This is a genomic window from Rathayibacter sp. AY1A7, assembly GCF_002930845.1.
Lineage (GTDB): Bacteria > Actinomycetota > Actinomycetes > Actinomycetales > Microbacteriaceae > Rathayibacter.
This window is the reverse complement of sequence record NZ_PSTL01000008.1, coordinates 1-18,407: the sequence shown is the minus strand read 5'-3', so window position 1 is coordinate 18,407 and position 18,407 is coordinate 1. Positions and strand designations below refer to the sequence as shown.

Here is an 18,407-nt window from a genome sequence, read left to right as displayed (position 1 = left end):
CGCGGGTCAGTGAGTGGAGGGGTCCTGCTCGACCTCGGTGCGGTCGCCCGACCACAGTGTGTGGAAGGTGCCCTCCTTGTCGACGCGCTTGTAGGTGTGCGCTCCGAAGAAATCGCGCTGGCCCTGCACGAGAGCGGCCGGGAGGCGCTTGGAGGCGAGCGAGTCGTAGTACGACAGCGCGGCGCCGAAGCCGGGGATCGGCACGCCCGAGAGCGCGGCGGTCGAGACGATGCGGCGCCAGGCGGCCTCGCCGTTGGCGACGGCCTCGGCGAAGTACGGGTCCTCGAGGAGGGTCGTGATGCCGGCGTTCTCGTCGTAGGCGTCGACGATGCGGTTGAGGAACTGGGCGCGGATGATGCAGCCCGCGCGCCAGATCTTGGCGACCGCTCCCTTGTCGATCTCCCAGCCGTACTTCTCGGCCCCGGCGATGATCGCGTCGAAGCCCTGCGAGTAGGCGACGACCTTGGAGGCGTAGAGCGCGGCGCGCACGTCGTCCTCGAAGCCCTCGTACTTCTCGACCGGGGTCGGGCGCGAGGTGACGCGGGCCTGCACGGCCCCGCGCTGCTCGGGGTGGGAGGACACGGCACGGGCGAAGACGGCCTCGGCGATGCCGCCGACGGGGACGCCGAGGTCGAGCGCGTTCTGCACGGTCCAGACGCCGGTGCCCTTCGAGCCGGCCTGGTCGAGGACGACGTCGATGAAGGGCTTGCCGGTGTCGGCGTCGACCTGGCGGAGCACCTCGGCGGTGATCTCGATGAGGTACGACTCGAGGTCGCCCTTGTTCCAGGCGTCGAAGACCTCGGCGATGGCGGCGGGCTCGTGTCCGCCGACGGTGCGGAGCAGGTCGTACGCCTCGGCGATGAGCTGCATGTCGGCGTACTCGATGCCGTTGTGGATCATCTTGACGAAGTGGCCGGCGCCGTCGGTGCCGATGTGGGTGACGCAGGGCTCGCCCTCGGCGACCGCGGCGATCGACGAGAGGATCGGGCCGAGCGTCCTGTAGGACTCGACCGAGCCGCCGGGCATGATCGACGGGCCCTTGAGCGCGCCCTCCTCGCCGCCGGAGATGCCGGTGCCGACGAAGTGGATGCCGGTCTCGCGGACGGCCTTCTCGCGGCGGATGGTGTCGGTGAAGAGCGCGTTGCCGCCGTCGACGATGATGTCGCCGGGCTCGAAGACCTTCGTCAGCTGCTCGATCACGGCGTCGGTGCCGCGGCCGGCCTGGACCATGATGATCGCGGTGCGCGGGGTGGCGAGCGAGGCGGCGAAGTCCTCGATGGTCTCGGACGCGACGAAGCCCGCCTCCGGGTGCTCCGTGATGAGGGTCTCGGTGCGGCCGTAGGAGCGGTTGAACACCGCGACCGTGTTGCCCTCGCGGCTGGCGAGGTTGCGGGCGAGGTTCGAGCCCATCACCGCCAGACCGACGACTCCGATGTTGGCTGTGGCGGTGGGCTTGTCAGACACGGTTCTCCTCGACGTTCGCGTTCAGGGGCGAGCCCAGGCTAGCCCCGGGTCGCTCCGGGGAGCCCGGGTCCGAGCCGTCTCCCGGCTGCACATCGGTCGTGCGGCGCGCGCACGGTCTTGCGCGCGCCGCGACGACCGCGACCGGAGCCGGTCAGGCGCCGTGGCCGAGGGGGACGCGCTCCGACGGGATCGGCGGCGGCGGGGGAGTGCCGTCGCCGAACGGGCGGCCGCCGAGCTCCTCGCGGCGCGAGGGGACGAGCCAGCCGGAGAGGTCCGGGCCCTTGGGGACGACGCCGGTCGGATTGATGTCCCGCTGCACCTCGTAGTAGTGCGACTTGATGTGGGTGAAGTCGATCGTGTCGCCGAACCCCGGAGTGGCGAAGAGGTCGCGGGCGTAGCCCCAGAGCGCGGGCATCGCCGACAGCAGGTTCCGGTTGGCCTTGAAGTGGCTGTAGTAGACGGCGTCGAAGCGGGCGAGCGTCGTGAAGAGCCGCACGTCCGCCTCGGTGATGGTGTCGCCGACCAGGTAGCGGCGGGTGCTCAGCCGCTCCTCCAGCCAGTCCAGCCGCGCCCAGAGGCGGTCGTAGGCCCGGTCGTAGGAGCGCTGCGAGCCGGCGAAGCCGCACTTGTAGACGCCGTTGTTCACGTCGTGGAAAACCAGCTCGGCGATCTCGTCGATCTCCTCGCGGTGCTCCTCGGGGTAGAGGTCGGGGGCGCCGTCGCGGTGGAACGCGGTCCACTCGGTGGAGAAGTCGAGCGTCATCACCGGGTAGTCGTTGGTGACGACCTGGCCGCTCGGGATGTCCACGAGGGCCGGGACGGTGATCCCGCGCGGGTAGTCGGGGAAGCGGGCGAAGAACGCGTCCTGGAGGCGGGGGATGCCCAGCACCGGGTCGACCCCGCCCGGATCGAGGTCGAAGGTCCAGCTGCGCTTGTCGTGGGTGGGCCCGCAGATGCCCATCGAGAGGGCGTCCTCGAGCCCGAGCAGGCGCCGCACGATCACGGCGCGGTTCGCCCACGGGCAGGCGCGGGAGACGACGAGGCGGTAGCGCCCCGCCTCCACCGGGTACCCGTCGCGGCCGTCGGCGGTGATCCGCGTCGGGATGTAGTTCGTGTCGCGGTGGAAGCCGTTCTTCTCGACGTAGGAGCCGAAGTCGTCGCTCGTCATACCCGCACGGTAGGCGGTCCGCCTGGACGTCCGGCTCCGAGTCCGGCGGCGCGACCGCTCTGCTGGCGGGCGGCCGCGATGCCGGGTAGGATCGGCAGCTGAACTTCGGCGAGGGATGCACGTGCATCCGTGATCGACGCGGTGGAAGCAGGCGAGGCCCCCACGGGGCGCCACGGACTTCTCCTCACGCTGACATGCGTTCGAGTCGACAAACCGTCCGTGGCCGCAGGCCACGACCCGATCCGGTGGCGTGCGCGCCGCCCAAGGAGAACATCATGGCTGAACTGACCAACAAGGTCGTCGTCGAGGTCCGCACCTCGTTCGGCAAGGGCGCCGCCCGCAAGATCCGCGCGCAGGACAAGATCCCCGCGGTCCTCTACGGCCACGGCACCGAGCCCCAGCACCTCACCCTCCCGGGCCACCAGGTGCTCCTGCTCACCCGCAAGGCGAACGCGATCCTCGAGCTCGACATCGAGGGCGCCGCGCAGACCACCCTGGTGAAGGACATCCAGCGCGACCCGGTGCGCCAGATCATCGAGCACATCGACCTCGTCGTCATCAACAAGGGCGAGAAGGTCGAGGTGGACATCCCCGTGCACGTCGAGGGCGACGCCGCTCCCGGCACCCTCGTCTCGATCGAGTCGAACACCCTCTCGCTCGAGGTCGACGCCACGCGCATCCCGCAGAACATCGTCGTCTCCGTCGAGGGCCTCGAGGCCGGCACGCAGATCACCGCCGCTGACGTCACGCTCCCCGAGGGCGCCACGCTGGTCACCGACGCCGAGGTGCTCATCGTCAACGTCACCGCCGAGGTCGAGCAGGACCTGGGCGAGGACGACGAGACCCCGGCCTCGGGCGACATCGTCGCCGAGACCGCGGAGTAGTCCGCACCACCCCGGGAACGGGCCCGCTCGCAGCCGCGGCGGGCCCGTTCCGCGTCCGGCGGGGGAGTCCCTCCGCCGCCCCCGAGGAAGAGGAACGACATGGGTGACACCTGGCTGGTCGTCGGACTGGGCAACCCGGGCGCGCAGTACGCGCGCAACCGGCACAACGTCGGCCAGATGGTGCTCGACGAGCTCGCGACGCGGATCGGCGGCTCGTTCCGCCGGCACAACCGCGCCAACGCCGTGGTCGCCGAGGGCTTCCTCCGCCCGGGCGGACCGAAGCTCGTGCTGGGCAAGCCCAACAGCTTCATGAACCTCTCCGGCGGGCCGACGGCGCAGCTGCTCGACTTCTACTCGGTCGACCCGGCACACCTGATCGTCGTGCACGACGAGCTCGACATCCCCTTCGACACCCTGCGCCTCAAGCAGGGCGGCGGTCACGGAGGGCACAACGGCATCCGCGACATCCTCGCGGCGACCGGAGGAGCCGAGTTCCTGCGCGTGCGGGTCGGCATCGGCCGCCCGCCGGGCCGCCAGCAGGCCGCCGACTTCGTGCTGAAGGACTTCGCCGGCCCGGAGCGCGAGGCGCTCCCGATCCTGGTCTCGGACGCCGCCGACGCCGTCGAGCTCATCGCCGACTCCGGCCTCTCCGCCGCCCAGCTGAAGTTCCACACCAGCGCCTGACCCGCCCTTCGCCGAGGGGACCCCGGACGGCGAGGGAGATCGCAGCCCCGGGCTCCCTCGACGGTTCGGGGCTCCCTCGGCGGTCGGCCCGCGGGGCGGCCGTAAACTGGACCCGTGCCCCTCAACGAGATCATCTCGGCGCTGTCGCGCGCCTCCACGTTCGACGATGCTCTCGCGTACGCGGTGCGGGACGCCGACTTCTCGGTGGCCGACGGCCTCCGGGTCCCCCTGCTCGCGGGCCTGATCGAGAGGCGCGCGGAGGCGGGACGCCCGCAGGCGGCGCTGGTGGTCACGGCCACGGGCCGCGACTCCGAGAACGTGCGCGCCTCCCTCGGCTGCATGCTGCCGGACGCGGACGTCGTCGAGTTCCCCGCGTGGGAGACGCTGCCGCACGAGCGCCTCAGCCCGAGCGCCGAGATCGTGGGGCGGCGCCTGGACGCGCTGCGGCGGATGAAGCAGTGGTCGGGCGAGCGGCCCCTCGTGGTGGTCGCCTCCGTGCGCGCGGCGCTGCAGCCGGTCGCCGACAACCTCGCCGACATCGAGCCGATCCGACTCGTGAAGGGCGCCCGCGGCTACGACCTCGGCCGCATCTCGGCCGAGCTGGTCGACCTGGCCTACGCCCGGGTCGACATGGTCACGCGCCGCGGCGAGTTCGCCGTGCGCGGCGGCATCCTCGACGTCTTCCCCGCGGTGGCCGAGCATCCGAGCCGAGTGGACTTCTTCGGCGACGAGGTCGACTCCATCCGCGGCTTCTCCGTGGCGGATCAGCGCTCGCTCCCGGGCGAGGTCGACTCGGTGGTCCTCCCGCCGAGCCGCGAGCTGCTGCTGGTGCCGGCGGTGCGGCAGCGGGCCCGCGAGATGCTGCACGAGTTCCCGAGCCTGTCGGCGATGCTCGCCAAGATCGCCGAGGGCATCCCGGTCGAGGGGATGGAGTCGCTCGCCCCCGCGCTGCTGGAGCGGCTGGTCCCGATCTCGCACTACCTGCCCGAGGGGGCGGCCGTCGCGGTCCTCGCCCCCGAGCGCGTGGCGACGCGGGCGATCAGCCTCGCCGAGACGAACCGCGAGTTCCTGCAGGCGGCCTGGAGCGCGGCGACCGCCGGCGCCGAGGCCCCCATCGACCTCGCCTCGGGCGAGTTCATCTCGCTCGGCGCGCTCCGCGACTCCGTGAAGCTCAGCGCCCCGGGCGCCGACGCTCCCGACCACCCGTGGTGGACGATGAGCACGTTCCGCCAGGGCCCCGCCGCGGGCGAGGCCGAGGTGCTGCCGGAGGAGCTCGGGATCGACGAGATCCTCGCCGTCCGCGTCGAGGGCGAGCCGGTCCCCGGCTTCGGAGCGAGCGTCGAGGGCGCCCTCGCCCACGTCCGCGCGCGCCTGGCCGACGGCTGGACCGTGGTCCTGACCGCGCCCGGCACCGGCACGGTCGAGCGCACCGACCAGGTCCTCGCCGAGCACGAGGTCGCCGCCCGCATCGTCGCCGACCTCCCCGCAGGGCTCGAGACGGGTCTGGCCTACGTGGTCCAGGCCTCCGTCGATCACGGCTTCGAGGTGGAGGAGGCGAAGCTCGCCCTGGTCACCGACACGGAGTTCTACGGCCGCACCGTCGGCTACGACTCCCGCGCGGTGAAGAAGCTCGCGTCGCGCCGCAAGAACGTCGTCGACCCGCTGCAGCTCACCCCCGGCGACTTCGTGGTGCACGCCACCCACGGCATCGGCCGGTTCGTGGAGCTCTCGCAGCGCGAGGTCTCCAGCGGGGGCCGCAACGCGATCAAGACGCGCCGCGAGTACCTGGTGCTCGAGTACGCCCCCAGCAAGCGCGGCTTCCCCGGCGACAAGCTGCTCGTCCCCACGGACCAGCTCGACCTGCTCTCCCGCTACGTCGGCGGCGAGGCTCCGGCGCTGAGCAAGATGGGCGGGAGCGACTGGGCGCAGGCCAAGAGCAAGGCCCGCCGCGCGGTCCGCGACATCGCGGTCGAGCTCGTGAAGCTCTACTCCGCCCGGATGGCCTCCCGCGGGCACGCGTTCCCGCCGGACACCCCCTGGCAGCGCGAGCTGGAGGAGGCGTTCCCGTTCGCCGAGACCCCCGACCAGCTCACCGTCATCGACGAGGTCAAGGCCGACATGGAGCGGCCGATCCCGATGGACCGCCTGCTCTCGGGCGACGTCGGCTTCGGCAAGACCGAGGTCGCCGTGCGCGCCGCGTTCAAGGCGATCCAGGACGGGAAGCAGGTCGCGATGCTCGTGCCGACCACGCTGCTCGTCCGCCAGCACCTCGAGACGTTCCAGGAGCGCTTCGCCGGCTTCCCCGTCCACCTGCGGGCGCTCAGCCGGTTCCAGAGCGCGAAGGAGTCGAAGGAGACGATCGAGGGCCTGGCCGACGGCACCGTCGACATGGTCATCGCGACCCACCGGCTCCTCAGCGACAACATCGTCTTCAAGGACCTCGGCCTGCTCGTGATCGACGAGGAGCAGCGCTTCGGCGTCGAGCACAAGGACAAGCTCAAGGCGCTGAAGAAGAACGTCGACATCCTCTCGATGAGCGCCACGCCCATCCCGCGGACGCTCGAGATGGCGGTGACCGGCATCCGCGAGATGTCGACCCTCGCGACCCCGCCGGAGGAGCGCCACCCGATCCTCACCTTCGTCGGCCCCTACTCCGAGAAGCAGGTGTCGGCCGCGATCCGCCGGGAGCTCCTGCGCGAGGGCCAGGTGTTCTTCGTGCACAACCGCGTCTCGACGATCAACCGCGTCGCCTCGCAGCTCGCCGAGCTGGTTCCCGAGGCGCGGATCGCGGTCGCGCACGGCAAGCTCAGCGAGTCGCAGCTCGAGCGGATCATCGTCGACTTCTGGGAGCGCAAGTTCGACGTCCTGGTGTCGACGACGATCGTCGAGACCGGCCTCGACATCCCGAACGCCAACACGCTGATCGTCGACCGCGCCGACAAGTACGGTCTCTCGCAGCTGCACCAGCTGCGCGGGCGGGTCGGCCGCGGCCGCGAGCGCGCCTACGCGTACCTCCTCTACGACGAGACGAAGCCGCTGAGCGAGACCGCGCACGACCGGCTGCAGACGCTGGCCGCCAACTCGGATCTCGGCGGCGGCATGCAGATCGCGCTGAAGGACCTCGAGATCCGCGGTGCGGGCAACCTCCTCGGCGGCGAGCAGTCCGGGCACATCCAGGGCGTGGGCTTCGACCTCTACCTGCGGATGATCGGCGAGGCCGTCGACACCTTCCGCGGCGAGGTCGCCGAGGGGCAGACCGAGCTGCGGCTCGAGCTGCCCGTCGACGCGCGCATCCCGGAGGAGTACGTCGACAGCGAGCGGCTGCGCCTGGAGGCGTACCAGAAGCTGTCGGCCGCGTCGTCGCCGACGGCGAAGGAGGGGAGCATCGACCTCGTGGTCGAGGAGCTGACCGACCGCTACGGCGAGCTGCCCGAGGCGGTCGAGAACCTCATCCTGGTGTCGCGGCTGCGCATGCGCGCGCAGAAGGCGGGCCTCAGCGACGTGGTCGCGATGGGCTCGAACGTCCGCGTGGCTCCCGCTCACCTGCCCGACTCGATCCAGGTGCGCCTGCGCCGGATGTACCCGACCGCGAAGTACCTGCAGCAGGCCGACGCGGTCGTCGTGCCGATGCCCGTGCTCGACGGCGTCCCGCTCGGCGACCGGGCGCTCATCCAGTGGGTGGCGTCGCTCCTGGACTCGCTGTTCCCGGAGCCGGTCACCGTCTGAGGTCCTCGGGGCGGCGCTCCCCGGAGGCGCGCCGCCCCGCTCCGGCGGCCGTCGCCGCTGCGGGAGGGCCCGCTGGCAGGATGGAGGGCATGCCGCTCCTCGCCGCCCGACGTCCTCGAGAGCCGGAGCCGCTCGCCGGCCCGCTGGTCGCCGTCCGCGGGGTCGCGGTCCGCGCCTCGGGGGTCGAGCTGCTCGCCCCGTGCTCGCTCGAGGTGGAGGCGGGGGAGCGCGTCGCGGTGACGGGCCGCAACGGCACCGGCAAGACCACGCTCCTGCGGGTGATCGCCGGCCTCACCGCTCCGAGCGAGGGAGTCGTGGCGGTGGCCGGGCGCGCCCCGGAGGAGCGCTCCGCCGCCCACCGCCGCGCCGTCGCCGCCCTGATCGGCACCCCGCCCTTCGAGCGGGACCTGACCCTCGAGGAGCACCTCGCGATGGTGGCCGTCTCGTGGGGCGCGCCGGTCGCCGATGCCCGCCGCGAGGCCGCGGCAGGTCTCGACGCGCTCGCGCTCGCTCCGCTCGCCCGCCGCTTCCCGCACGAGCTCTCCTCCGGGCAGACGCAGCTGTTCTCCCTCGCGCTCGTGCTGGCCCGGCCCTCGGCGGTGCTGCTGCTCGACGAGCCGGAGCAGCGGCTCGACGTCGAGCGGGTGCCGCTGGTGGCGGAAGTCCTGCGGCGCGCAGCCGCGTCCCGGGCACTCGTCGTCGCGACCCACAGCCCTGTGCTGATCCAGGGTCTGGGCGCGCGGGTCGTCGAGCTGGAGCGGGCGTGACGCGCGCGGAGAGGGCTCGCGTCGCCGAGGTGCGGGCTCTGCACCGGCACCGCGCCGCGGCTCCGCCGAGTCCGCGCGCCTACGTGGGCTACCTCGCCGCGATGACCGTCCTCGTCGTCGCCCTCCCCGTCGCCCGGGCCCTCGCGCTCCTCGCCGCCGAGGCGGGAGCCGCGCCGGAGCCGCTGATCGCCCTCGCCGCGGGTCTCGCCCTGCCCGCCGCCGTGCTCCTGGGTCGGGTGCGCGGACCCGCGGTGGGCGAGCCGCACACCACGGCCGTGCTGCTCGCGACCGATCTGCGCCGCTGGGCGGTGCTCCGCCTGCCCGTGGTCCGGGCGTCGGCCGGTCTCGTGGCGTGCTGCTCCGCCGTCGCGTCGCTCCTCGCCGTCGCCGCCTCCGCGCCGCTCCTCGCGGCCGTCGTCGGCGGCGCCGCGTTCGCCGGCCTCCTCGCCGTCGCCTGGCTCGCCGGTCAGTGCCTGCCCTCGCGCCTCCCCGCGCTCGCGGCGGGCCTCCTCGCCTCCCTCGCGGTCCTCGGGGCCCTCCTGCCCGGTGCGCCCACGCCGGGCGGCCTCCTCGCCTCGGCCGTGAGCGGAGCGGAGGAGGTGCGCGACGCGACCGTGCTGCTCGCGTCGGCCGCGGTCCTCCTGGCCGCGGCGCCCCGCCTGCTCGACGCCGCGCGCGGACCTCGGCTCCTCGCCCAGGCCCGGCAGTGGTCGGCGACCGCCCGGCTCGGAGCGACGGGCGATCTCGCCGAGTCGCTCGACGGGTACCGCGCCCTTCCGGCGATCGGGCGGGGGCTCCGAGCGGTCCGCCTCTCCCCGCTCGCCCTCGCGGTGCCGGTGCGCGACGCGATCGGCGCGCTGCGCACTCCCGGACGCTCGGCGGTCGCGGTCGTCGCGCTGGCCGCCGCCGGCGCCGCCGCCGTGCTCGCCGCGATCGTGCCGTCCTCCCTCCTCGCGCTCCCGGCCGCCGCGGCGGGCGTGCTCGCCTACCTCGGCGCCGGCGTCTGGAGCGACGGCTTCCGTCACGCCGCCGCGACCGCGGGACAGCCGGCGCTCCTCGCCCCCGGCCCGTTCGAGCTGCTCCTCCTGCACGCCGTCCTCCCGCTGGTGCTCGCGGTCGGAGTCGCGGTGCTCGGCGCCCTCGCCGCCTCGCTGCTGCTCCCGGGCGCGGCGGTGCCGGTGGCCGCCGCGACCGCCGTCGCCGCCGTCGCCGCGCGGGCGATGGATGCGACCCGGGGTCCGCTGCCGCCGCAGCTGCTCAGCCCGGTGCCGCTCCCGATCGGGGACGGCGCGGGAGTCGCGGTGGTCCTCTGGAACCTGGCGGGTGCACTGGCCAGTGCCTCGACCGCGGTGTCCGTCGCGGCGTCACCCGGGCTCCTCGCCGCGGTGCCGCTCGTCGCCGGCGGCTGCCTCCTCGTCGCGCGGCGGCGTCTCGCGCGGGCCTGAGGCTACCGGGCGCCCGCGCCGCCCGGATGTCCGCGGAGGCGGCCGGACCGGATGCGAGGATGGCGGGGTGACCGCGCATCCCCGGCTCGACGAGCTCATCCGCACCGTCCACGTCCTCCGCGCCCCGGGCGGCTGCCCGTGGGACGCCGAGCAGACCCACGAGTCGCTCGTGCGCTACCTGATCGAGGAGTCGCACGAGCTCGTCGACGCCATCGAGGCGGGGGACCGGGCCGACCTGATCGAGGAGCTCGGCGACGTCCTCTACCAGGTGCTCTTCCACGCCGACCTGGCGGCCGAGAGCGCCGAGCCCTTCACCATCGAGGACGTCGCGGCGCACATGAACGCCAAGATGATCGGCCGCCACCCGCACGTGTTCGGCGACGCCACGGCCGAGACGGCCGACGACGTCATCGCGGTGTGGGACGAGCTCAAGCGCACCGAGAAGCCGCACCGCACGAGCGTGCTCGACGGGATCCCGCAGGGCATGCCGGCTCTCGCGCTCGCCGACAAGGTGATCGGCAAGGCGACCTCGCTGGGCGTCGTGGACGCCGGCCAGGGCCCGCTTCCCATCGAGTCGGAGGAGGACCTCGGCCCGCTGCTGCTGGCCATCGTCGCCTCCGCCCGCGCCCAGGGGCTCGACGCCGAGCGTGCGCTCCGCACGGCGACGCGCGACCTGCAGGACGAGATCCGCGCGGTGGAGCAGGAGCGGCGCGCGGACTGAGGCGTCCGCCGGCCCGCCCCGGCCGATCTGGGAGAATCGCCGTCATGGCCTCCCCGATCACCCCGCCCCGCGGCATGCGCGACTTCCTCCCCGCCGACAAGGCGAAGCGCGAGCACGCGCTCGGCGTCATCCGCCGCGTGTACGCCTCCCACGGGTTCGACGAGATCGAGACACCGGTGGTCGAGGACTTCGACCGCCTCCACTCCGGGCTCGGCGGCGACAACGAGAAGCTCGCCTTCAGCGTCCTGCGCCGCGGGCTCACCCGCGACGACCTGGCGGCGGTCGACGACGCGTCCGCCCTCGCCGACCTCGGCCTGCGCTTCGACCTCACGGTGCCGCTCGCCCGCTTCTACGCCTCGCACCGCGCCGAGCTGCCGGCCGTCTTCCGCTCGGTGCAGATCGCGCCGGTGTGGCGCGCCGAGCGCCCGCAGAAGGGGCGGTACCGCCAGTTCGTGCAGTGCGACATCGACATCATCGGCGAGCCCGGGCAGCTGGCCGAGGTCGAGCTCATCACGGCGACCGCGGCGGCACTCGACGCGCTGGGCCTCCAGGACTGCACCATCCGCATCAACGACCGCCGCATCCTCACCGGAATCCTCGAGCACTGCGGCTTCGCCCCCGAGCGCTTCGGCCCGGCGCTGATCTCGATCGACAAGCTCGACAAGATCGGCGCCGCCGGAGTCGTCGCCGAGCTGGAGGCCGACGGGCCGGACGCGGCCGCGGTCCTCGGGGGCTACCTCGCGCGGATCGAGCAGGCGGTCGCCGCCGGGGGAGTGGCGCTCGAGCAGTCCGCGATCCTCGACGTGCTGCCCGAGGGCATCGACCCGGAGGCGGTGCTCGCGCTCGAGACCCTGGCCCGGTCGCTGCGCTCGCTGCCCGCCGGCGTCTCGCTCCGCTTCGACCCGACGCTCGTGCGGGGCATGGGCTACTACACCGGCACGATCTTCGAGATCGCGCACCCGTCCTCGGGCTCCTCGGTCGGCGGAGGCGGGCGGTACGACGGGATGATCGGCCGCTTCCTCGGTCAGGACGTGCCGGCCTGCGGCTTCTCGATCGGCTTCGAGCGGATCGTCGAGCTGATCGGCGGTGCCGTCGTCGAGCGCCCCGACGCCGTCGTCCTCGTCCACGAGCGCGACGCGGCGCCCGAGCTGCTGCTCGCGCTCAAGCAGGAGCTGATCGCCCGGGGCTCGCGCGTGCGCCTCGAGCGCCGGGCGAAGAACCTCACCCCGCTGCTGGACCGCGCGGCCGCCGCGGGCTTCACCCGCTTCGCTCTCGTTCCGCGCGATGCCGCCTCCGCCGCCGACCTCTCCTTCAAGGACCTCGGCTGATCCGCGCCGGCGGCGCCGGGTGAGGGTCGCCGGCTGCCGGCGCTGAGCCGCGCCCGCGGGAGGGGCCGGGGCCGTCCTGTCGGGCCTGAACAGGGTCTCAGCCGATCCGTCGGGGGATCATGCCGATCTGGTCGGATCCTTGTCGGATCCGTGAGAGCCTTAATACCCGCGAAATCTGCGGACACACCCGAGAAATCTCCCCCGGATAGCGTCGAGGCACCCGATCGGCGCGGCTTGGCGCGCCTGCACGGGCTCCCCGTCGCGACCCCGCGCACCGCACCGCAGCAGCCCTGACGATCCCCACCCGAGGAGTCCCCTTGACCCTGTCGCCCCTCCGCTCCCTCCCGGCCTTCGACCGCCGCAGCCTCCTCCGCCTGGCGGGTGTCGCCGGCCTCGCGATCGGCGGCGCCTCCGTCCTCGCCTCCTGCGCCTCCGACTCCTCCGGCGCGTCCGCCGCGGACGGCGGCGACCTCGGCACCCTCAAGGTCCAGCTCTCCTGGATCAAGAACGAGGAGTTCGCGGGCGAGTTCTTCGCCGATTCGAAGGGCTACTTCACCGAGGCCGGCCTGGCGGGAGTGACGCTCACCCCCGGCCCCTCGACGGGCGTGGCCGAGCTCCTCTCGGGCAGCGCGGACGTCGCGCTCAGCGACGCCGTCTCGATCGGCACCGCGATCGCCCAGCAGGAGGCCCCGCTCAAGATCATCGGCGCGACCTACCAGAAGAACCCCTTCACGGTCCTCTCGATCAAGACCGCCGGTAACATCGCCACTCCGGCCGACCTCGCCGGGAAGAAGATCGGCGTCCAGGCGTCGAACACCTCCCTGTTCCAGGCGCTGCTCGCCGCGAACGGCCTCTCCGAGTCCGACCTCACGGTCGTCCCCGTCGAGTACGACCCCTCCGTCCTCGTCAACGGCACCGTCGACGGCTTCATCGCCTACCTGACGAACGAGGCCATCACGGTCGCGGCCGAGGGCTACGAGGTCGTCAACCTGCCCTTCGCCGACAACGGCCTCCCCTTCGTCGCCGAGACCTTCTCGGTGTCGGAGCAGGCGATCGCCGAGAAGCGCGACGCTCTGAAGGCGTTCCTCGTCGCCGAGATCAAGGGCTGGACCGACGCCGTCAACGACCCGGAGGCGGGCGCGATGCTCGCCGTCGAGAACTACGGCAAGGACCTCGGCCTCAACGAGGAGTCCTCCAAGAAGGGCGCCACCATCCAGGCCGAGGAGCTGGTCGTCTCGGACGAGACGGTCTCGAACGGCCTCTTCACCATCTCCGAGACGCTGCAGTCCGAGACCATCGCGTCCCTCGCGGGCGCCGGGATCGACGTCACGGCCGAGGACCTCTTCGATCTGACCCTCCTCGACGAGGTCTACGAGGAGAACCCCGAGCTGATGAAGTACGCGGCCTGATCCTGATCCACGAAGGGCACCACTCGTGACCGACACGACCGACGCCGGCACCCTGCGCGACCAGGGTGCCGGCGGCACCGGCATCCAGATCCACGGCCTGTCGAAGACGTTCCGGATGGGCTCGCGCAGCGTCGCGGCGCTGCAGGACACCGACCTCCACACCGACCAGGGCAGCTTCCTCGCCCTGCTCGGCCCGTCGGGGTGCGGCAAGTCGACCATCCTGCGCATCCTCGCGGGACTGGAGGAGCCGACGTCCGGCTCCATCCGGGTCGACGGCCGCACCCCCCAGGAGCTGCGCCGTGACAACAAGCTCGGCATCGCCTTCCAGGACCACGCGCTCCTGCCGTGGCGCAGCGTCATGGCGAACATCCGCCTGCCGTTCGAGATCGCGGGCAAGAGCGTCGACCAGTCCTACATCGACGAGCTGATCGACCTCGTCGGTCTCCGCGGCTTCGAGAAGGCCAAGCCGGCCCAGCTCTCGGGCGGCATGCGCCAGCGCGTGTCGATCGCGCGGTGCCTGATCCTCAAGCCCGAGGTCCTGCTGCTCGACGAGCCGTTCGGCGCCCTCGACGACATGACGCGGCAGAAGCTCAACCTCGAGCTGCTGCGGATCTGGACCGAGAAGCCCGCCACGACGCTCCTCGTCACGCACGGCATCTCGGAGGCGATCTTCCTCTCGGACCGCGTCGCGGTGATGAGCCCGCGCCCGGGACGGGTGAAGGAGATCATCGACATCGACCTCCCCCGCCCGCGCACCCCAGAGATGCAGCGCACCCCCGAGTTCCACGCCTACGTCGACCAGGCCTCCGAGCTGCTGTTCGGCGACGGCGGCGCGGCCGCGGACGACCGCGTCTAGGAGGCACCGTGGCCACCACGCTCCCCGCGGCCCCGCGCCGCGCCCTGTCCCTGCCTCCGTGGCTCACCGGGCTGATCGGCGTCGCCGCGATCGTCGCCGTCTGGTGGATCGTGGCGCTCGTCACCGCGCCCACCGGCGCCGCGACCTACGCGCCCGTCCCCACTCCCGTGCAGGTCGTGCAGACCGCGATGGAGGACGGCGCCGGCTTCTACTGGCGCAACTTCTCCGTCACGATCGGCGAGGCGGCCGTCGGCTACTTCTGGGGCAACCTCCTCGCGCTCCTGCTCTCGGCGCTCGTGCTGGTCCTGCCCTGGCTGGAGGGGGTCGTCTCGCAGCTCGCGGTCATCACCTACTGCGTGCCGATCGTCGCCATCGGAGCGATCGTGCTGCTGATCCTCGGCGGTGCGGACGCTCCCGGGAAGGCGAGCGCGACGGCGATCTTCCTGGCCGGCCTCTCGGTGTTCTTCACCACGGTCGTCGGCAGCCTGCTCGGGCTGAAGGCGGCCGACAAGGCGGCGCTCGACGTCGTCACGGTATACGGGGGCTCGCGCTTCACCCAGCTGCGCAAAGTGCGTCTGATCGCGGCCCTGCCCAACATCCTGTCGGCGCTGCAGATCGCGGTGCCCGCGGCCTTCCTCGGCGCGATCCTCGGCGAGTACTTCGGCAAGATCGAGACGGGCGTGGGCCCGATCCTGGTCGCGGCGCAGGTCTCGCTGAACTCGCCCCGCGTCTGGGCGCTCTTCCTCCTCTGCGCGGGCGTCGCGCTCCTCGGCTACGGCATCGTCGGACTGATCGGGCGCCTCATCGCGCCCTGGTCCTCCGGAAAGCGGGCATGACCATGACGACCACCGTTCCCGACCGCACGGAGCAGTCCACGGCCACGTCGATCCTCGCGGTCGACGAGCTGCGCCGCCAGCTGCGCACGGCCGCCCTCGGCGCGACTCTCAAGAGCCTGCGCAAGAGCCTGCTCGTCGCCCTGTCGACGATCGTGATCGTGCTGGCGATCTGGATCGGCGTGGTCCTCTTCAGCGGGGTCTCGCCCTACGTGGTCAAGGGCCCGTGGGACGTCTGGCAGCACCTGGTGACCGATGCGAAGGCCGCGGAGCACCGCGCCGAGCTGGGCGGCCTCTTCGCCGTGACCATGGGCGACGCACTGATCGGCTTCGCGGCCGGCCTGGTCGTGGCGATCCTCGGCGCGATCCTGTTCCGCCTGTCGAAGGGCATCGAGCACGCGCTGATGCCGTTCGCGATGCTGCTGCGCTCGGTGCCGCTGATCGCGATGGCGCCGCTGATCATCCTGGTCTTCGGGACCGGCTCGATCGCCTCGGTCGCGGTCATCGGCGGGATCGTCGTCCTGTTCCCCGCGCTGGTGACGATCGCCTTCGGCCTCAACAACGCCTCCCCGCAGATGCTCGACGTGGTCGCGGTCTACGGCGGCAGCACTCTCACCGCGATCCGCAAGGTGGCCATCCCCGGCTCGCTGCCCTCGCTCTTCGCCGCGATCCGCATCTCGGTGCCCGGAGCGATCACGGGCGCGCTGCTCGCCGAGTGGCTCTCCACCGGCGCGGGCATCGGCGGGGCGATCAACGCCTGGTCCGCCCAGGCCCGGTTCGCGGACGTCTGGTCGGCGGTCGTGCTCGTGACCGGCGTCTCGCTCGTGCTCTACATGCTCGTGCAGGTGCTCGAGACCTTCGTCCTCTCCCGGATGTCCCTCTCCCTCACCTGACTCCGTCGCTTCCCCCTTCCGCGGGACGCCACTCGAGTGCGGCTCGCCCGGTGGGTCGCATATGCCGGTGGCGTCTCGCGGGAAGGGGAGGGCAGGGGGAGCGGAGCGACGGGGCCGGGTCAGACGGTGACGATCGCGTCGACGCGGTGGCCGGCCAGCACCTCGCGGCCGCCGAGCCCGTCGAGCTCCATGACCACCGCGATCCCCTCGAGGCTCCACCCTGCGCGCTCGATCAGGCGGCGGCTCGCGTCGAGCGTGCCCCCGGTCGCCAGCACGTCGTCGACCAGCAGCAGCCGCGAGCCGCGGGGCGCCGCGTCCTCGTGCACCTCCAGCATCGTCTCGCCGTACTCGAGGGTCGCCTGCTCGCGCAGCACGGCCCGCGGGAGCTTGCCGGGCTTGCGGACGGTGACGACGCCGAGACCGGCCGAGTAGGCGGCCGCTGCGGCGAGCAGGAAGCCGCGCGCCTCCACGCCCGCGATCGCGTCGATCCGGCCGCGGTAGGGCTCGATCAGCGCGTCGGCCACCGCCCGCAGGGCCTCGCCGTCGCCGAAGACCGGCGTGAGGTCGCGGAACAGGATGCCCGGGCTCGGGAAGTCCGGGACGACGGCGGTGAGACGGTCGACGTGGTCGGCGGCGGTCGTGGTCACGGGGAACCTCCGGGTCGGCGGGTGCGCCCGGGCCGTCCGGCGATCGGGCCCTGGGAGTCTACGACCGGCCGCGGTCTCCTGCGCTTCGGAGGCGGTCAGTAGACTCCTTCCCGACCGCTCCCGTCTCCGGGAGCCCACCCGTCAAGAGGAGATAGTTGTGGCCCTTATCGAGGCAGTCGTCGCCCGAGAAATTCTGGACTCCCGTGGCAACCCCACGGTCGAGGTCGAGGTCCTGCTCGAGGACGGCGCGTCCTCGCGAGCGGCCGTCCCGTCCGGCGCCTCCACCGGCGCGTTCGAGGCGTACGAGCTCCGCGACGGCGACTCCGACCGCTACCTCGGCAAGGGCGTGCAGAAGGCCGTCGACGCCGTCATCGACGAGATCGGCCCGGCCATCGAGGGCTTCGACGCCACCGACCAGCGCCTCGTCGACGCCGAGCTGATCGAGCTCGACGGCACCGAGAACAAGTCCCGCCTGGGCGCGAACGCGATCCTCGGTGTCAGCCTCGCCGTGGCCAAGGCCGCCGCGCAGTCGTCGGACCTCGACCTGTTCCGCTACGTCGGCGGCCCGAACGCGCACACCCTGCCCGTGCCGCTGATGAACATCATCAACGGCGGCGCGCACGCCGACACCGGCGTCGACATCCAGGAGTTCATGGCCGTCCCGCTGGGCGCCGAGTCCTTCTCCGAGGGCCTGCGCTGGGGCGTCGAGATCTACCACGCGCTCAAGGCGCAGCTGAAGAAGGCCGGGTTCGCCACCGGCCTCGGCGACGAGGGCGGCTTCGCCCCCGACCTGCCCACCAACCGCGAGGCGCTCGACTTCATCCTCAAGGCCGTCGAGGCCGCCGGCTTCACCCCCGGCAAGGACATCGGGCTCGCGCTCGACGTCGCCTCCTCGGAGTTCTACGAGGACGGCGCCTACACGTTCGAGGGCAAGAAGCTCTCGGCCGAGGAGCTCTCCTCCTACTACGCCGACCTCGTCGCCAACTACCCGCTGGTCTCGATCGAGGACCCGCTGGACGAGGACGACTGGGCCGGCTGGACCCACCTGACCGCGGCCATCGGCGACAAGGTGCAGCTCGTCGGAGACGACCTGTACGTCACCAACCCGGTGCGGCTCGCCCGCGGCATCGCCGAGAAGGCCGGCAACTCGATCCTGGTCAAGGTGAACCAGATCGGCACGCTCACCGAGACGCTCGACGCCGTGGCGCTCGCCCAGCGCAACGGCATGACCGCGATCCTCTCGCACCGCTCCGGCGAGACCGAGGACACCACCATCGCCGACCTCGCGGTCGCGGTGGACGGCGGCCAGATCAAGACCGGCGCCCCGGCCCGCTCGGACCGCGTCGCGAAGTACAACCAGCTGCTGCGCATCGAGGAGATCCTGGGAGGTGCGGCGACCTACGCGGGTCGCTCCGCCTTCCCGCGCTTCTCCGCGTAGTCTCGGCACGCCGGAGCGGCCCCGGAGCCCAGCACCTCGGTGCGGGCGCCGGGGCCGCTCCACTTCCCCCGCCGCGATCGAGGAGGCACCCGCCCATGGCCCGTCCGCCCCGCCGCCCCTCCGCTCCCGGGAGCGGAGGGGCGG

Annotated in this window: 15 protein-coding genes; 12 read left to right on the top strand and 3 right to left on the bottom strand. The window is 72.6% G+C overall.

Annotation, left to right across the window (positions count from 1 at the left end; all coding sequences use genetic code 11):
• Positions 1 to 6 precede the first annotated feature (6 nt).
• Both gndA and C5B95_RS08270 read right to left on the bottom strand, forming a co-directional pair.
• Positions 7 to 1,410 (bottom strand): NADP-dependent phosphogluconate dehydrogenase, encoded by a 1,404-nt coding sequence (gene gndA / locus C5B95_RS08275; protein ID WP_374953987.1) that lies wholly within the window; start codon positions 1,408 to 1,410, stop codon positions 7 to 9.
• A gap of 205 nt (positions 1,411 to 1,615) precedes the next feature.
• Entirely contained in the window at positions 1,616 to 2,632 is a 1,017-nt protein-coding gene (locus tag C5B95_RS08270) for a glutathione S-transferase family protein (protein WP_104226929.1), read from the bottom strand.
• Between the two features lie 275 nt (positions 2,633 to 2,907).
• Here C5B95_RS08270 and C5B95_RS08265 point away from each other — a divergent pair, with 275 nt between their 5' ends.
• From C5B95_RS08265 to C5B95_RS08220, 11 genes are all read left to right on the top strand, one after another.
• On the top strand, positions 2,908 to 3,516 hold the full coding sequence (locus C5B95_RS08265; RefSeq protein WP_104348920.1) for a 50S ribosomal protein L25/general stress protein Ctc: 609 nt from the start codon (positions 2,908 to 2,910) through the stop codon (positions 3,514 to 3,516).
• A 99-nt stretch (positions 3,517 to 3,615) separates the two neighbouring features.
• Positions 3,616 to 4,200 carry an aminoacyl-tRNA hydrolase gene (gene pth, locus C5B95_RS08260; protein WP_104233681.1) on the top strand — a complete coding sequence of 195 codons (585 nt, stop codon included), beginning with the start codon at positions 3,616 to 3,618 and terminating at the stop codon, positions 4,198 to 4,200.
• 114 nt (positions 4,201 to 4,314) lie between these two features.
• Positions 4,315 to 7,926 carry a transcription-repair coupling factor gene (gene mfd / locus C5B95_RS08255; protein WP_104348919.1) on the top strand — a complete coding sequence of 1,204 codons (3,612 nt, stop codon included), beginning with the start codon at positions 4,315 to 4,317 and terminating at the stop codon, positions 7,924 to 7,926.
• Positions 7,927 to 8,015: 89 nt separating this feature from the next.
• Positions 8,016 to 8,693: an ATP-binding cassette domain-containing protein gene (locus C5B95_RS08250; protein ID WP_104274329.1), complete on the top strand. Its 678-nt coding sequence runs from the start codon at positions 8,016 to 8,018 to the stop codon at positions 8,691 to 8,693.
• Positions 8,690 to 10,138: a hypothetical protein gene (locus tag C5B95_RS17850; protein ID WP_258059874.1), complete on the top strand. Its 1,449-nt coding sequence runs from the start codon at positions 8,690 to 8,692 to the stop codon at positions 10,136 to 10,138. The genes C5B95_RS08250 and C5B95_RS17850 overlap by 4 nt, the downstream gene beginning before the upstream one ends.
• A 67-nt stretch (positions 10,139 to 10,205) precedes the next feature.
• The gene (locus C5B95_RS08245) at positions 10,206 to 10,859 is read left to right on the top strand and encodes a MazG family protein (RefSeq protein WP_104222356.1); all 654 of its coding nucleotides are present in this window, start codon (positions 10,206 to 10,208) and stop codon (positions 10,857 to 10,859) included.
• A gap of 44 nt (positions 10,860 to 10,903) precedes the next feature.
• Positions 10,904 to 12,187 (top strand): histidine--tRNA ligase, encoded by a 1,284-nt coding sequence (hisS, locus tag C5B95_RS08240; protein ID WP_104262849.1) that lies wholly within the window; start codon positions 10,904 to 10,906, stop codon positions 12,185 to 12,187.
• A gap of 317 nt (positions 12,188 to 12,504) precedes the next feature.
• Positions 12,505 to 13,596, top strand: a complete 1,092-nt coding sequence (locus tag C5B95_RS08235; RefSeq protein WP_258059873.1) for an ABC transporter substrate-binding protein — start codon at positions 12,505 to 12,507, stop codon at positions 13,594 to 13,596.
• Positions 13,597 to 13,711: 115 nt separating this feature from the next.
• Positions 13,712 to 14,452, top strand: coding sequence for an ABC transporter ATP-binding protein (locus tag C5B95_RS08230; RefSeq protein WP_104222373.1), 741 nt, complete (start codon positions 13,712 to 13,714; stop codon positions 14,450 to 14,452).
• An 8-nt stretch (positions 14,453 to 14,460) separates the two neighbouring features.
• Complete coding sequence (locus tag C5B95_RS08225) at positions 14,461 to 15,288, top strand: ABC transporter permease (RefSeq protein WP_258059872.1); 828 nt, start codon at positions 14,461 to 14,463, stop codon at positions 15,286 to 15,288.
• Positions 15,285 to 16,178 carry an ABC transporter permease gene (locus C5B95_RS08220; RefSeq protein ID WP_104222359.1) on the top strand — a complete coding sequence of 298 codons (894 nt, stop codon included), beginning with the start codon at positions 15,285 to 15,287 and terminating at the stop codon, positions 16,176 to 16,178. The genes C5B95_RS08225 and C5B95_RS08220 overlap by 4 nt, the downstream gene beginning before the upstream one ends.
• A gap of 119 nt (positions 16,179 to 16,297) precedes the next feature.
• On the opposite strand, the gene C5B95_RS08215 is transcribed toward C5B95_RS08220, so the two are convergent.
• Positions 16,298 to 16,825, bottom strand: a complete 528-nt coding sequence (locus C5B95_RS08215; RefSeq protein WP_104274327.1) for an adenine phosphoribosyltransferase — start codon at positions 16,823 to 16,825, stop codon at positions 16,298 to 16,300.
• Positions 16,826 to 16,982: 157 nt separating this feature from the next.
• Between C5B95_RS08215 and eno the strand changes: the two genes are divergently transcribed.
• Entirely contained in the window at positions 16,983 to 18,263 is a 1,281-nt protein-coding gene (eno, locus tag C5B95_RS08210) for a phosphopyruvate hydratase (protein ID WP_104222361.1), read from the top strand.
• The last annotated feature ends 144 nt before the right edge of the window (positions 18,264 to 18,407 follow it).